12 protein-coding genes and 1 pseudogene are annotated in these 15,126 nt (G+C 53.2%); 10 read left to right on the plus strand and 3 right to left on the minus strand.

Annotated elements, in window-relative coordinates:
• The first annotated feature begins 602 nt into the window (after nucleotides 1–602).
• The 3 genes from AUK29_09065 (at nucleotide 603) to AUK29_09075 (ending at nucleotide 3,310) form a co-directional block, all read left to right on the plus strand.
• Complete coding sequence (locus AUK29_09065) at nucleotides 603–2,015, plus strand: L-seryl-tRNA(Sec) selenium transferase (GenBank protein ID OIP62144.1); 1,413 nt, start codon at nucleotides 603–605, stop codon at nucleotides 2,013–2,015.
• A 79-nt stretch (nucleotides 2,016–2,094) separates the two neighbouring features.
• Nucleotides 2,095–2,847, plus strand: a complete 753-nt coding sequence (locus tag AUK29_09070) for a twin arginine-targeting protein translocase TatC (protein ID OIP62145.1) — start codon at nucleotides 2,095–2,097, stop codon at nucleotides 2,845–2,847.
• A gap of 205 nt (nucleotides 2,848–3,052) precedes the next feature.
• On the plus strand, nucleotides 3,053–3,310 hold the full coding sequence (locus AUK29_09075; GenBank protein ID OIP62146.1) for a hypothetical protein: 258 nt from the start codon (nucleotides 3,053–3,055) through the stop codon (nucleotides 3,308–3,310).
• 162 nt (nucleotides 3,311–3,472) lie between these two features.
• Here the strand turns inward: AUK29_09075 and AUK29_09080 are convergent, their stop codons facing one another.
• Nucleotides 3,473–3,994, minus strand: a complete 522-nt coding sequence (locus tag AUK29_09080) for a hypothetical protein (GenBank protein ID OIP62147.1) — start codon at nucleotides 3,992–3,994, stop codon at nucleotides 3,473–3,475.
• Nucleotides 3,995–4,601: 607 nt separating this feature from the next.
• Between AUK29_09080 and AUK29_09085 the strand changes: the two genes are divergently transcribed.
• The gene (locus AUK29_09085) at nucleotides 4,602–5,219 is read left to right on the plus strand and encodes a hypothetical protein (GenBank protein OIP62148.1); all 618 of its coding nucleotides are present in this window, start codon (nucleotides 4,602–4,604) and stop codon (nucleotides 5,217–5,219) included.
• The gene (locus tag AUK29_09090; protein ID OIP62149.1) at nucleotides 5,212–6,195 is read left to right on the plus strand and encodes an anion permease; all 984 of its coding nucleotides are present in this window, start codon (nucleotides 5,212–5,214) and stop codon (nucleotides 6,193–6,195) included. Before AUK29_09085 ends, AUK29_09090 begins: the two co-directional genes overlap by 8 nt.
• On the opposite strand, the gene AUK29_09095 is transcribed toward AUK29_09090, so the two are convergent.
• Nucleotides 6,196–6,651, minus strand: a complete 456-nt coding sequence (locus AUK29_09095) for a hypothetical protein (GenBank protein ID OIP62150.1) — start codon at nucleotides 6,649–6,651, stop codon at nucleotides 6,196–6,198.
• Nucleotides 6,652–7,001: 350 nt separating this feature from the next.
• On the minus strand, nucleotides 7,002–8,189 hold the full coding sequence (locus AUK29_09100; protein OIP62151.1) for an RNA methyltransferase: 1,188 nt from the start codon (nucleotides 8,187–8,189) through the stop codon (nucleotides 7,002–7,004).
• A gap of 411 nt (nucleotides 8,190–8,600) precedes the next feature.
• On the opposite strand from AUK29_09100, the gene AUK29_09105 reads away from it, so the two are divergent.
• From AUK29_09105 to AUK29_09125, 5 genes and pseudogenes are all read left to right on the plus strand, one after another.
• Nucleotides 8,601–11,183 (plus strand): hypothetical protein, encoded by a 2,583-nt coding sequence (locus AUK29_09105; protein ID OIP62152.1) that lies wholly within the window; start codon nucleotides 8,601–8,603, stop codon nucleotides 11,181–11,183.
• 76 nt (nucleotides 11,184–11,259) lie between these two features.
• On the plus strand, nucleotides 11,260–11,811 hold the full coding sequence (locus AUK29_09110) for a hypothetical protein (GenBank protein OIP62153.1): 552 nt from the start codon (nucleotides 11,260–11,262) through the stop codon (nucleotides 11,809–11,811).
• 40 nt (nucleotides 11,812–11,851) lie between these two features.
• The gene (locus AUK29_09115) at nucleotides 11,852–13,387 is read left to right on the plus strand and encodes a hypothetical protein (protein ID OIP62154.1); all 1,536 of its coding nucleotides are present in this window, start codon (nucleotides 11,852–11,854) and stop codon (nucleotides 13,385–13,387) included.
• A 63-nt stretch (nucleotides 13,388–13,450) separates the two neighbouring features.
• Nucleotides 13,451–13,687, plus strand: a complete 237-nt coding sequence (locus AUK29_09120) for a prevent-host-death protein (protein ID OIP62155.1) — start codon at nucleotides 13,451–13,453, stop codon at nucleotides 13,685–13,687.
• A gap of 93 nt (nucleotides 13,688–13,780) precedes the next feature.
• Nucleotides 13,781–15,126, plus strand: a pseudogene (locus AUK29_09125) (hypothetical protein).

Below are 15,126 nucleotides of genomic sequence, written 5' to 3' on the forward strand. Positions count from 1 at the left end.
ACATAAACCGACGGAGAATATCCCCGATTGCTGCCGGGCTGCGGCAATTGGGACTCCACAAGGGCTTTCAGGCCAAGACCCTCATTGAACTCGGAGAGCAGGGATAATCCCCCATGGGCCGTTAAAGCCTCGGATGTCGATTCTAACTTGAAAGGAAACACGGTTTGTTGTATCATCTCATCACCCCTTTTGGTTGGCGGTTTCACCTTACAGGTGAGTATTATACTCACCAGAAACCTATAAACCAAGAGGGTTTTTTGTTCTTAATGATTTTCTATCGCTGATTTAGGGTTCCGCCCGGGTCTGCGACAAATTTATAGGTAACCATTTCTCTAACACTCATTCCCCGACTCGATCGGGGAATCCAGACAAAACATAAGGAGTGGATGCTCCGGTTGGCCCTGTCCTCCGATCCCCCGATCAAGTCGGAGGACAGGCCCGATCGGGGGATCGAAGGACAGACATTTTTGTCGCACATCCCCGCGGAACCATCTTGACTTGAATGTGCGCGATAGGGTATTTTACATGAATCTGAACAGCCGGAGGGAGACCTTAAGAACTCATTTGGGAGATGCCGCCGAGGATCAAACAAGGAACCAAGAGTGAATCAAGGAAACAAAAAACTTCGGAATCTACCCGCCGTTGAAACCGTCCTGAATGCCCCGGACATCCAGCAGGCGCTCAAGGAAACGCCGAGATGGCTGATCCTGGATGCCATACGGAGTGTCCTCAACCGGATCCGTGAGAAAATCCTCTCCGGATTTCCGATGTCCGATGAGGAAACCGGCCTGATGATGATCATTCCGCTCGTCATGGAGTCCATGAAGACCCTGGGGCGCTGCCGACTCCGGCCGGTGATCAACGCGACGGGCGTGGTCATCCATACCAATCTTGGCCGCTCGGTCCTATCCCAGGAGACCATGGACCATGTAGCGGAAGTCTCGTCCCGATATTCCAACTTGGAGTATGATCTTGAAACAGGGAGACGCGGCTCGCGCGAGAGCCACGTGGAAGAGATCCTCTGCCGGCTCTCCGGCAGCGAGTCGGCCCTGGTGGTCAACAACAATGCCGGCGCCGTACTCCTTGCGTTGAACACCCTGGCCGAGGACAAAGAGGTCATCGTTTCCAGGGGCCAGCTCGTGGAGATCGGCGGCTCATTCCGGATCCCTGACGTGATCAGGAAATCCGGCTGCACCCTGATCGAAGTGGGGACCACAAACAAGACCCACCCCAGGGATTACCGGAATGCCGTCAGCCCGAAAACCGCCTGCCTGCTCAGGGTCCATTTGAGCAACTTTGAAATGAAAGGGTTTGTCCTGGAGGTCTCCCGCAAAGAGATCAAGGAGATCGCCCTCGAATTCGACCTCCCGCTCGTGGAGGATCTGGGGAGCGGGAGCCTGATCGACCTCTCTGAATACGGATTAAAAAAGGAACCCACGGTGCAGGAATCCATTGACGAAGGTGTCGATCTGGTGACGTTCAGCGGGGATAAGCTTCTGGGCGGGCCGCAGGCCGGGATCTTGGCCGGCAAGAAAGCCATCCTCGACAAAATCAAAAAAAACCCGCTCACCAGGGCCCTGCGGGTCGATAAGATGACCCTTGCGGCCTTGGAATCGACCTTGCGGGAATGGATGGACCCAGGCCAAGCCCTGAAACGGATCCCCGCACTGAGAATGATGACCCTGCCGGCCGGCGAGCTGAAATTCAGGGCCGAAAAACTTTCGGCGATGATCCGATCCAGAATTGGAGACGCCCTGGTTATCGAGGTCGAGCAGGATGTCTCCGAGGTCGGCGGCGGCGCCTCACCGGAAGCCGCCATCCCGACTTGGGTGGTCTCCCTTTACTCATCGAAGGTTTCTGTAAACGAGATCGAAGAGTCCTTCCGCTTTGCCGATCCCCCGGTCATCGGACGGATTAGAAAAAACCGATTCATTCTGGACGTGAGAACGGTTCAGGACCATGACCTCGAGGAGATCGCCGTCGCAGCGGAAGAGGCCATGGGTGCAAAAGAGTAGCCGGATGTTTTTTATTTTATATCATTCATGGGAGTCTGGATCCTCCGTCCATATCCCGTGAAATTCTTGGGTTGAGGTCATGATTGAAGACAAAAAAATGCCCCTGACCGAACACCTGGTGGAACTCCGCTCCAGGCTGATCAAGATGACGATCTGCATCGTGGCCGCCTCAATCGTATGCTATATCTTCCGATTCCAAATCCTGGAGTTTGTCCAGGCGCCGATCAAGAAATCCATGAAAAACGAGCCGCTCAGGTATTTTTCCCTGATGGAACCCTTCCTTGTCCATATCAAGGTATCGGTCTACGCCGGTCTTTTCTTCTCGATCCCGGTCATCCTCTACCAGATGTGGATGTTTGTGGCGCCGGGGCTCCTGGAGAAAGAAAGAAAATATGTCCTGCCGTTTATCATCATGGGGAGCCTCTTCTTCCTGCTCGGCGCAGGCCTTTGCTACCTGGTCATCCTCCCCTATGGAACCGAGTTCTTTCTCAGCTTTGATCCCACACTTCAGTCCACCATCAATATTGCAAGCTATATCAGTTTCTATATCTCGATGACCCTGGTTTTCGGGTTCGTCTTCCAACTCCCCTTGATCATGGTCGTTCTGAGCAGAATCGGATTCGTGACCTCCCAGGGGCTGGCCAAAAAAAGAAGACACGCCATCGTCATCATCTTCATCGTGGCAGCGATCCTCACCCCTCCGGACCCGGTGAGCCAGACCTGTATGGCCATCCCTCTCGTCATCATGTACGAACTCAGCATCTATCTGACCCGGATCTTCGGAAGAAAGATCCCGGAAACCAAGAGCGCCGCACTCGAACGCCGGACATGACCGATCCGCTTCTTATTCTAACTTGCAATCAAGTTGAGACTTTTAATCCACGGCCCCAAGGACTCACAGTCGCGTACTCATACTTGAATTCCCGCACCAGCGCCAGGTTCACCATGGGCCTTAACGGCGCCGGCGCCCAGCAGGAACGGGGATCGCTCATCCGACCCAAGCGAGCCTCGTCCTGAAACATCAGACGAACCGGCAAATGGTTCTGGTTCTTCAGGCAGACGGCTTCCACAAGCTCCGGGAGTTTTTTTTAAACTCTTCTTGCGCAGCCTGTTTATGGAGAGGCAAAGGTCTGAATCACGTGAAGTTCATGCTGATAGGACATTTTCTGAACGCAAAGCTCAATAAACAGCAATATGCCTATCAGAAAAAGCTCGAGCAGATGGAAGAAAAACTAAGTCCTTCAATTCATAATTTCGATTACGAACCTATGAACTCAGGACTGAGTACTGAGTGAGCATTTAACCGGATCTTGCTACACAAAAATGTGTCACCATATTTACGAATCCAAGCACTAATCAACCGCACCAATAATCTGCTCCTGGAATATTGATTAGAAGTAATGATCTTGCAGTTATCTGTTTCGAGAATTCAGTATCCCGGGTCGAATTTTCAGGGTCTAACCGCCGCAACTGCATCCGCTTCCGCATTGCGAAGCGTCACCCTGATCGCAGGACGACATGCTGTTCAGCTCATCGATCTCTTCCTGAGAAGCCTTTCTGACGGATTTGATCACGATATCAAAGACCAAAGTCTTCCCGGATAGGGGATGGTTCAGGTCGATCTCCGCCATGTCCTGTTCGATAGCCGTCACCGCAAAGGTCACAGGCATCCCCTGGGGAGACCTGGATTGAAAGGTCATGCCGACCTTGAGCTCCAAATCCTCAGAGAAATGGCTGACCGGGACCTTCTGGATCAGTTCGGGAACATGCTCCCCATACCCATCTTCCGGCTGGATCACTGCCTGAAAAGAGTCGTTCTCTTCCCGGCCCATTAATTCCTTTTCCAAACCGGGGATGATCTGGTTATAGCCGCAGATGAACTCGATCGGTTCATCGGGCTTGGATTTGTCCACCACCTCCCCGGATTTGAGGCTCAGTTGATAATCCATAGTGACATGCGATTCTTTTTGAATTTTCATATTCTTTACCCTTTTTAAAAATATAATAAAAACATCCATCCCTTGAAGAACTAAGCGGTCCTATTCGTAAATATGGTGACGTACCGAGAGGGTCGTAGGGCGGGTTCATCAAGGCGCGCGACCGAGGCGTACCCCTCTGGTACACCGCAAGGAGCGGAACGCCGATGAGACCGCCCTACGGCACTCGAATGCCACCGTATTTACGAATAGGGCCACTAAGGCGCCCACCCATACACATGGATGGGCGCAGGCTATTTTATTTTTCCTGTTTTGTCAATTCTTTTAAATCCCCTGGGGTGTGCGACAAATTTATGGGTACACATCAGGATTACATATGTTTGTCATTGTCCGGTCCCCCGATCGAGTCGGGGAATGACACTCTTAGAGAAATATTTACCTATAAATTTGTCGCAGACCCAATCCCCGGCAAGAGATGCGCTGATCCGGCAGGGATTTTAAAAATGATTTTCATTAAACTGTGATTATACCTTGACGGGAGGGACCTGATCAGCTAATATCTTCTCGTCTTTCAGAATATCTGAAACAAATAACAAAGAAAGCCGGCAGGCCTCATCCGGCGCCTGGTGTTCCCGATAAGGTAAAAAACATGAAAATTTTCCCCAAGCAGGTCGATTTCTTTGAAATATTTGATCAAGCAGCGGATAATGTCAATGAGGCGTCCTCTCATCTCGTGGATCTTTTTGCCGATTTTTCCCTCCTGGAAGAAAAGATCAAAAAAATCTACGACCTCGAACAGAAAGGGGATACCCTGACGCACGAGGTCATGAAAAGGCTGAATATGACTTTCATCACGCCGATTGACCGGGAGGACATTCATACCCTGGCGGCCCGGCTGGACGATGTCCTGGACCTGATCTGGGGGGCCGTGGATCGGTTAAGCGTTTTCAGGATACAGGCCGGCACCCCGCAGGCCCTTGAACTGGCAAAGACGCTCCACAAGACCACCGAAGCCATTGTCCGGACCATCGGTTATCTCAAAGAAAAAAAATACTCCTTTGTCTCCGACACCTGTATTGAGATCAACCGGCTGGAAAACAAGGTGGACCGGATCTTCAGGGATGCCCTGGGACAACTCTTTGATGACATCAAGGACCCTTTGATGATCATCAAATGGAAAGAGATCTATGAACATCTTGAAGATGCATCGGACCGCTGCGAGGATGTGGCCAATATCCTCGAGAGCATCGTCTTAAAATATGCTTGAAGTTATTCTTATCATCGTGATTTTGGCCGTTCTCTTTGATATCAGCAACGGTTGGAATGACTCTGCCAATGCCATTGCCACGGTGGTCTCCACCCGGGTGCTCAGCCCTTTACAGGCAGTCATCCTCTCCGCCATCATGAATATCCTGGGGGCGTTTTCCTCCACGGCCGTGGCCAAGACCATCGGCTCCGGAATCGTGGCCCCGGATTCCGTCACCAATATCGTGGTGGGTTCGGCCCTGATCTCGAGCTTTCTCTGGAATGCGGCCATGACATTGATCGGGATGCCTGTGAGCGCCTCCCATGCACTGATCGGGAGCCTCATGGGCGCGGCCGTGGCCTTCAAGGGGATCGGGATTCTGGAGTATGCGGGACTGACCAAGATCTTTCTGGCGCTTTTAATTTCTCCGGTCTTGGGGATTCTGGGAGGCTTTTGCCTGATGAAGGCAATCCTTGCATTCTTCGGGACCCGCTCTCCTGGTAAAATCAACAAGGTCTTCGGCAGGCTTCAGCTCGTCTCATCCGCCTTTATGGCCTTTTCCCACGGTTCCAATGACGCCCAGAAGGTCATGGGGATCATCACCCTCTCTCTGGTCAGCGGGGGCTTCCTCCAGGCCCTTGAGGTTCCCTTCTGGGTCATCCTGGTCTGCGCCATGGCCATGGGGGTGGGGACGGCCATAGGAGGTTGGCGCGTGATCAAGACCCTCGGGGTGCAGATGCTGAAGCTCCAGCCCGTCCACGGATTCGCGGCCGAGACATCGGCAAGCCTGATCATCATCATATCAAGCTTTTTCGGCCTTCCTGTCAGCACGACCCATGTCATCTCGACCAGTATCATGGGGGTCGGAGCCACTCAAAGGATCAGGGCTGTGCGCTGGGGTGTGGCAGGAAAGATCGTTTTGGCGTGGTTCTTTACACTCCCCATGAGCATCCTCATGGCGTGGCTGATCTGCAAGATCTTGCTCCGGATCCTCTAATCATCTCTTTCCCATTTTTTCTGACAGAATTCTGTCGAGCGACCAGAGGCCGCCCCCTTTGATCATCAGGGCGATGGCAATGGCCGCAGCAAGGATATGGTACTCGAACCCTTCTCCCTTCTGGGTTCCAAACCAGTTCATGAAGAAGCCGTTTCCGAAATGAAGCATCCATACGGCCACGACCATGACGGAGGCGATGCCGAAGGCTGCGACCCGGGTCAGCAGCCCGACGATCAGTCCCATGGACCCGAGAAATTCCGCCATGATGGCCAGAAAAGCGAAGAGAGGAGGGATCCCGAGAGAACCGGTGAAACTATTCATGGTCCCTGCAAATCCGTGACCGCCGAACCAGCCGAGGACTTTCTGGGCCCCGTGCGGGAAGAAAACGATCCCGAGCAGGACTCGAAGGACCAGGGCCGAAACATCCTTTTCCGTATGGAATAATTTCCGGACCATGAAAGACCTCCTTGACAAAGGCTCAATGAGCATGAAGCGTCAAGTCATCAACCTCCGGCAAAGCCGGAGGCTTGACGTTTGCCGCCCCCTCAAAGGGGCCTATTCGCAAACGATTAAAAACACCCTCCCCTCAATCCCCTCCCATCCAGGGCTGGGGAAGGCCCACTGGTAGTTCCCTCGCCCCTTGTGGGAGAGGGGAAGGGAGAGGGGTAAAGCATTGCAGTTAATTGCATACTCCCGGAATGGTCAAACTCTAAGAGTCCCCCGGCAAAGCCGGGGGTTTACCTAAATTCAATTAAAGTGATTGATCCGATCCTTGATTTCAATTAAGTCAGAAGGCGGCGAAAATGTCAAGGCGGCGGGAGTGGTGACGAGCCTGTTTTTTTCATCTTCCTGCTCCCTTCATACATCTCGTATTCAAGGAGCCTGCACTCGATCTCGCTGTTGAAAAAGGGGATTTTCTTTTTTGCTTTCAGTCCGACCTTTTTGGCCAGGCCGGGGTTGCCGGTAAAAACATAGCCGGTATAGCCCTTGCATCTCTGTTTGAAAAAGTCCCCTATCCCCCTGTAGACGCCTTCGAGCGCTTCGGTTTTTCCCATCCTCTCGCCGTACTCCGGATTGAGCACAACTACGCCGCCGCCATCCGGGACCGGAGTTTCCGAATAGTCGCCTACGTGGAATTCGATCAGATGCTCGACCCCGGCCTGCGCTGCATTTTTCTTTGCGCCCTCAACGGCTTTACGGCTGATATCGGTGGCGATGATCCTGCCGTTCAGGGTTTTTCTTTCTTGTTTTTTTGCTTCCCGGCGAAGCGCACTCCATAAGGAAGCATTAAAACCCGTAAGGTGCATGAATCCGAAATTGTTTCTCAGAAGACCGGGCGCCCTGTTTAATCCGATCCATGCGGCCTCAACGGCCAGGGTCCCGCTGCCGCACATGGGATTGATAAAATTCCCGTTGCCGTCCCAGCCGGTTGTCAGGACCACGGCGGCCGCAAGCGTCTCCTGCATCGGCGCTTTCAGGGGGATCTTTCTGTATCCTCGCCTGGGAAGGGGTTCCCCCGATGTGTCCAGATAAACCGAACAGTGTTCCCCTTTCCAGTAGAGGTGGACCACGGTCCGGTCTCTTTCAGGGCCTGAATCCGGCCGCCGGCCGCGTTTTTGCTTTATCCGGTCGACAATGGCATCCTTGCACTTGACATTGACATAGCGTGAATCCCTGATGTTCGGGTTCTCCACGCTGGACGTCACGCACAGGTACCCGTCGGAAGCGATGTAATCTTCCCAGTGGATTCCTGAGATTCCCCTGTAGAGGTCTTCGGCATCTCTTGCACCAAATTCTCTCATCAAAAAGAGCACGCGGTGCCCTGTACGGAGGAAGAGGTTGAGTTTCAACGTATCCTCGATGGTCCCCTCCGTAACCACGCTCGCGATCGTCTCGGACAGGACCGGGAAACCAAGAGCAAGGATTTCCTGTTTCAGGTAAGGGGGGATCGCCTTGGGGCATGTGACCAGGATCCTGTTTTTTTTCATTTTCATCACCCCAGGGTTATAGGAATCAAGGGGCCAAGGGTTCAAGTGAAATACTGAAAAGCAGGCAAAATCTCCGGAGAAAAAGACTGGAACCCTTGACCCCTGATGTTTTCGCCCACGCTTTTGGAGGTGATCTGAAAAAGCTGACCCTACTCTATAATATGACCTGCGGTCTGTCAAAAAAAATTTGGTATTGCATATGACGGTGTTTTTCAGATATGGTACACCCTTAACAAATTCCCGGATTAAGGGTGGAATATTTTTAGAGGGTTTTAAAACGGAGGAAGGGATATGACTCGGAGATTTTTGAGGTTTTGGACGTTTTGGGGAGTGGCGCTGATTGTTTCAGGGCTGATCCGCCCGGAGGTTTGCAATGCCGAGGACACGGGTTCTACAGGATACAAGGAGGTTTTACGTATGGAGGGTCTCACCAAGATTGTGCTGGATAACGGTTTATCCGTGGTCATCTCAGAAAATCATGCCGCTCCTGTAGTGGCCCTGCAGGTCTGGGTCAAGGTCGGAAGCCGTTATGAGCAGGACGACCAGGCCGGGATCTCCCACGTGTTTGAGCATATGCTCTTCAAGGGGACGAAAAAACGGGGCGTGGGGGAGATCGCCAGGGAGGTAGAGACCGCCGGGGGGAACATCAACGCCTATACCTCCTTTGACCACACGGTCTACCATCTCGTCCTGGCCAGCCGGTATTTTGATGTGGGCCTGGACGTGCTTTCCGATGCCATCCAAAACTCCTCATTTGATCCGGGCGAACTGGCCAGGGAATCCGAGGTGGTACTGGAAGAGCTCAAGCGGTCGCAGGATGACCAGGACCAGGTGGCGGGCATCAAGATGTTCGAAACGGCCTATACGGCCCATCCGTACCGCAGGCCCGTGATCGGTTACGAAAAGACGTTTATGGGTCTTACCCGGGACCGATACCTTAACTATTTCCATCAATGGTATGTACCGAACAATATGAGCCTGATCGTGGCCGGGGACATCAAGGCCGAGGAGGTGATTCCCCGGATTGTGAAGGCCTTCAGCGGTTACGCCCCGAATCCGAATCTCACGCATGAGGTCCCGCAGGAGCCGGAGCAGAAAGAGACCCGGGCTGTGGTCACGAGGATGGAGAGCGCCCAGACCTATCTGAACATGGGCTACCATATCCCCGATCTTCGCGATCCACGGAATCCAGCCCTGGACCTCCTCGGGATGATCCTGGGGCAGGGGGAGACCTCCAGGCTCTACCGGGAGGTGAAGCGGGAAAAGGAACTGGTGCGCAGCATCTATTCCTATGCCTTCACACCCATAGACCCGGGGATGCTGCTGATTGATGCAGCCCTGGACGTCTCGAAGATCGAAGAAGCCCTCAGGGAAACCCTTCGTCAGGTTCACCGCCTCCAGGTGGAGCCGGTGAGCGAGGAAGAACTCTTCCGGGCGAGGACCAATGTGGAGAGCGACTTCATTTACAGCAAGGAGTCCATGGAGGGCCAGGCCAGAAAGATCGGTTATTACGAATCCGACTTCGGAGACCCGTTATATCAAAAAACCTACCTCAAGGGGATCGCCTCAGTCACACCGCAGGAGATCATGGACCTGGCCAGGACCTATCTCAGGCCCGAGAATCTGACCGTTTCCCTTTTACTTGCCCCAGACCAGCGCACGGACCTCAATGCCGAAAGTCTGAAGAGGATGGTGGAAGAGATCACCCGGAAGATCATCGATTCGTCCCGTCCGGCCAAAGCCGGGGAAGAGGGCCTGCCGCGGAAGCTTGTCCTTGCAAACGGCATCCGGCTGATCGTCAAGGAGAATCATGCGGTTCCCACGGTATCGGTGAAGGTCGTCTTCCCGGGTGCGCAGCGCTACGAGACCGAAGCCACGAGCGGCCTCTATCATTTCATCGCCTCCATGCTGGATCGGGGTACGGATAAACGCGGAGCCTCGGAGATCTCCGCGGAGATCGAGGACATGGCCGGGAGTGTGAGCGGGTTCTCCGGACGGAACAGCTTCGGCGCTGATCTCACGATCTTGAGCCGGCATTTTTTTAGAGGGATGCATCTTCTTTCGGATCTCCTCCTGCATCCATCCTTTGATCCGTCCGAGATGGAGAAGGTCAGGCAGGATATCCTGACCGACATCAAACAGCAGGAGGATATCCTGACCCAGAGGGCCGGGAACCTCTTCCGCAGGACCCTGTATCGGACCCACCCCTATCGAATGCGGGTCATCGGAGAGGAGAAGACGGTTTCCGACTTCTCGCAGACGGATCTGGAAAAAGCCTATTTTGATTCGATCTCTCCGGACCGGATGGTGATCGCCATCGTGGGAGACATCACGGAAAAGGAAGCGGTCAGAGCGGTCGAGGACCTCTTCGGAAAGATGGAGAAAAACAAGGTCATCGAGCCGGACATCAAACAGGAGGTTTCTCAGAATGAGGTGCGTGAAGGCCGTGAGACTGCGGACCGCCAGCAGGCCCATATGATCCTCGGTTTCCTCGGCGCCACGGTCACATCCGAAGACCGGTATCCTCTTGAGGTCTTGAACAATGTGCTGGCCGGGCAGAGCGGGCGGCTCTTCATGGAGCTTCGGGACAAGAAAAGCCTGGCCTATGCCGTGACCTCCTTTACCCAGGAGGGTGTGGATCCGGGATACTTCGCGGCCTATATCGGTTGCAGCCCGGAGAAACTCGCCGAGGCAAAAGAAGGGATCATTGCCGAGCTTCGCCGCATCCGTGAAGAAAAGGTTTCCAAAGACGAGATGGATCGTTCCAAGAAGAACCTGATCGGGCAGTTTGAAATCGATCTCCAGACCAACGGGGCCATGGCATCCTCTCTGGCCCTTGACGAACTGTACGGGAACGGCTTCGATGCCTACCGGAAGTATGCGGAACGGATCGAGAAGGTCACGGCAAAGGAGGTGCAGAGGATCGCCAGGAAGTATATCGATCTTTCGAGATATTCCCTGGCCGTAGTGTCCCCTGGGTCAGGAGATGGGAAAAAATAGAAAATAGCCAATAGAAAAATTTCCCCTCCCTCGACTGGAGGGGATAAAGGGGAGGGTGAAAAAAGGAGTCATTACCATGAAAATCCCGGAGAAGATTGATCTGGCGTACCGCTTTCTCACCCTGGGCTGCACGGTTCTTGTGACCTCGGCCTGTAAGGGGGAGACCGATATCCTGACGGTCTCCTGGCAGACGCCGGTCAGCAAGAATCCTCCCCTCTTTGCCGTCGCTGTGGCCAAGGGTCACCATTCGCACAAGCTCATTGACCGGAGCGGCGCCTATGTCATCAATGTTCCAAATGAATATCTGATTAAAGAGGTCTTTTATTGCGGCACCCATTCCGGCCGGGACGTGGACAAGTTCAAAGAGACAGAACTAACGTCCGAGCCCGGAGAATTTGTGGAAGCGCCTCATATCAAGGAATGCGTGGCCTATGTGGAGTGCCGGGTGGAAAGCGCCTATACGTCCGGGGACCATACCCTTTTTATCGGTAAGGCCCTCAAGGCTGAGGTAACCCGAGGGATCTTCGACGGAGTCTGGAAGATCGGAGAGCCCGGCACCGAGTTTCTCATCCATCTCGGCGGTCCGCACTTCTTCGTCCCCGGCCGGGTGATCAAGGCGGCGCCATAGGGATGATGGTTGAATCTAAAACAAATTTTCTATCTACACTATGGAGACCACAACCGAAAGAGCAGAGATCACCCCCACACTCAAGGATTTTTTAAACCTTTCCCGGGGCCCCAAGGCGGTTCCGATCTTCCTGAAGATCCCCATGGGGACGCTCGACCCGCCTTCGGTCTTTGAGCGCGTCCATGAGGGGAGGGATTCTTTTCTTCTGGAGTCCGTCAAGGGGACATCACAGATCGGCCGGTATTCCTTCGTGGGCTCACGCCCTTTCCGGGTCTTTGAGAGCAAGCATGACCAGATCCGGATTCGTGAAGGGCTCTATGAGACCCTGATCCAGGGGAACCCCTTTTCCGAGCTCCGACGCCTGCTTCAGGAAACCCCGATGGTCAGAATGAAAGGCCTTGCTTTTTTTACCGGCGGGGCCGTGGGCATGATCGGGTACGATGCGGTCCACTTCCTTGAGCGCATCCCCAGGACGGCCAGGGATGATCTTCAGATTCCCGACCTCTATTTCCTGTTCGTGGATACGGTGGTGGTCTTTGATCATGTGGAGCGGGAGATCATCCTGGCCCATGTCCCCATGCTGAGGAGGCGCCCGGATGCAGAGGAAGAAAGGGTCCGGGCATACAACCGGGGTGCGGAACAACTCAAGGCGCTTCTCCAGAGGGTGATTACGCCTGCTTCGAAAAGAGCGGCTCAGTCTGACGCCGGACCCAAGGACTTTACCGTAGCCGCCAATATGGGGAAAGAAGATTACATGGAGATGGTCCGCCGGGCCAAGGCATATATCCGGGCGGGCGATATCTTCCAGGCCAACCTCTCCCAGCGGCTGACCGCAGAGATCGGGGACCTCGACCCTTTTCGTCTCTATAAGGTCCTGCGTGAGATCAACCCTTCACCCTTTGCGGCGTTTATGGACTTTGAAGGTTTTCAACTGGTGAGTTCCTCACCCGAGCGGCTCATGCGCCTGCATCAGAGAATCGTGGAGACCCGCCCTATTGCCGGGACCCGGCCCAGGGGGAGAGACGCCAGGGGTGACCAGGCCATGAGCGCGGAGCTGATTACCAATGAAAAGGAGCGGGCCGAGCATATCATGTTGATTGATCTCGAACGAAACGACATCGGCCGCGTCTGCGATTACGGCTCGGTCTCTGTGGATGAATTCATGGCGCTGGAGGAGTACTCCCACGTGATCCATATCGTCTCCAATGTGCGCGGGCGGCTCCATGAGAAAAAGGATCTGTTTGACCTGATCCGGGCGGCCTTTCCGGGAGGGACCATCACCGGCGTGCCCAAGGTGCGCTGCATGGAGATCATTGACGAGCTCGAGTCCGTGCAGCGCGGGCCGTACACCGGCTCCATCGGCTATCTCGGCTTCAACGGAGACATGGACCTCAACATCATCATCCGGACCTTCGTGATCAAGGACGGACGCGCCCACGTGCAGGTGGGCGCCGGCATCGTGGCCGACTCGGACCCGGAGCGGGAATACCTTGAGACCCTGCACAAGGCCGACGCATTGCTTCAGGCATTGAAGGTGCTGGAAGATGAAGGCGGTCTCCCCGCTCACGGAGGATAAGAGAACCCTCTTGACATTCTGCTCTTTTAATGTACGCTGTTGTACAGAATGGAGGGGTTTCAGATGAAGACGATATCATTCACCGAATTTCGCAAAAATGCCTCAAGCCTTTTCTCTATCGTCGAGGATGGGGAGGTTATTGTTGTCTTGCGGCATGGTAAACCCATTGCTGAAATTGTACCGGTATCACCGAAGCATGGCATTCCGTCCTGGAAGAGACCGGGTTTAAGACTTTCAGTCAAGGGCGTAAAACTGTCTTCGGCCATTCTCGAGGAGCGCGAGCTTGAAGACGTTCTTTGATGCTTCAGCATTCGCAGTGAATAAAGTTCTTTTCTCAGTTTCATTTCTCTGATAGATTAACATACCAACTCAAAAAAATTCCGGTATGAAATCATGGCCAATAACGGGAAAATCCGCAAGAAAGATTCAGCAAGGCTGACGTGGGACAGCAAGCCGCGCCGTGCGCCGAATCCCAAGGATATAGAATTTCAAACCGCAGAGGTCGTGATTCCCAACCCGGTCCGCAGGGAAGAGCTCCCCTTGTCATTTAGAGACGGCATCATTGGTGAGGCTGAGATTGACAAGCAGAAGATGAACCGCCTGATATGGGGCGACAATTTGCTTGCCATGCAGGCCCTATTGTCGCAGGGTTATGAAGGCAAGATCAACCTCATCTACATTGACCCGCCTTTTGATTCAAAGGCAGACTACTCCCACAAAATGACCATCAACAACAACCCCACTTTAGAAAAGGGAGGCAAGGGGGGATTTGAACGGGGGGTTGAATTCGCCAAAGAACCCTCTGTCATTGAGCGCCTTGCATACAAAGACACATGGGCAGGAGGGACTGACTCATACCTTGATATGCTCTATCCGAGATTGCAGTTGATGAAAAGACTGCTGGCGGAGGATGGAAGTATTATTGTTCATTTAGATTATCATATAGTTCATTATGTCAAAATACTTTTAGATGAAATTTTCGGTAGAGGACTTGAAAAAGACGATATTGGATATCGAAATGAAATTATTTATTGTTATAGCGGTGGAGGAACCCCACCAACCGAATACCCGAGAAAACACGACAATATTCTTTGGTATTCCAAAGGTCGCAAATGGATTTTCAATACTCAATACAGACCATATTCGGAAGGTACTGTTCAAAGGGGGAGGACTGCTGTAAAAGGAGAAAATGCCAAACTTAACCCTTTGGGTACGCCTGTGAATGATTGGTGGACTGACATCAAAAAGATAACAAGCCCCACCGATCCCGAAAAAACTTATTACGATACTCAAAAATCAGAAGATTTACTCACAAGGATTTTACAGTGCCATAGCAGTACAAGTAATCTTATTGCCGATTTCTTCTGCGGCTCTGGCACAACATTAGCTGTTGCTGAAAGGCTCAACTGTCGCTGGATTGGCTGCGAACTTGGAAAGGTTGGGATTCAGGTTGCCCGCGCAAGGCTTGTTGAACAGCAGGCAAGACCCTTCCTGATAGAAAACATCGGCAATTATCAGCGGGAGATGATTTATCTTACAGGCGGACGCATCTATGAGATGCAGAATCTTATTCTTAAACTCTATGGCGCAACTCCTCGTGATAAGATGAGCGGGCTCGGCATACGCAAGGCAGATGACGGCGTAGAGGAACTTGTGTACGTGGGCTATCCGGATAGACCTGTCTCAGCAGGCAAGGCAGAGGAACTTGCGCTTCAGGCGCAGAAGTTGGACGGCAGGGG

This window comes from Nitrospirae bacterium CG2_30_53_67 (assembly GCA_001873285.1).
Lineage (GTDB): Bacteria > CG2-30-53-67 > CG2-30-53-67 > CG2-30-53-67 > CG2-30-53-67 > CG2-30-53-67.

Excerpts from the sequence above, each read along its gene's own strand:
- AUK29_09070 (OIP62145.1), top strand. The coding sequence starts at position 2,095 with ATGATTGAAGACAAAAAAATGCCCCTGACCGAACACCTGGTGGAACTC.
- AUK29_09075 (OIP62146.1), top strand. The coding sequence starts at position 3,053 with ATGGTTCTGGTTCTTCAGGCAGACGGCTTCCACAAGCTCCGGGAGTTT.
- AUK29_09080 (OIP62147.1), bottom strand. The coding sequence starts at position 3,994 with ATGAAAATTCAAAAAGAATCGCATGTCACTATGGATTATCAACTGAGC.
- AUK29_09085 (OIP62148.1), top strand. The coding sequence starts at position 4,602 with ATGAAAATTTTCCCCAAGCAGGTCGATTTCTTTGAAATATTTGATCAA.
- AUK29_09090 (OIP62149.1), top strand. The coding sequence starts at position 5,212 with ATGCTTGAAGTTATTCTTATCATCGTGATTTTGGCCGTTCTCTTTGAT.
- AUK29_09095 (OIP62150.1), bottom strand. The coding sequence starts at position 6,651 with ATGGTCCGGAAATTATTCCATACGGAAAAGGATGTTTCGGCCCTGGTC.
- AUK29_09100 (OIP62151.1), bottom strand. The coding sequence starts at position 8,189 with ATGAAAATGAAAAAAAACAGGATCCTGGTCACATGCCCCAAGGCGATC.
- AUK29_09105 (OIP62152.1), top strand. The coding sequence starts at position 8,601 with ATGGAGGGTCTCACCAAGATTGTGCTGGATAACGGTTTATCCGTGGTC.
- AUK29_09110 (OIP62153.1), top strand. The coding sequence starts at position 11,260 with ATGAAAATCCCGGAGAAGATTGATCTGGCGTACCGCTTTCTCACCCTG.
- AUK29_09115 (OIP62154.1), top strand. The coding sequence starts at position 11,852 with ATGGAGACCACAACCGAAAGAGCAGAGATCACCCCCACACTCAAGGAT.
- AUK29_09120 (OIP62155.1), top strand. The coding sequence starts at position 13,451 with ATGAAGACGATATCATTCACCGAATTTCGCAAAAATGCCTCAAGCCTT.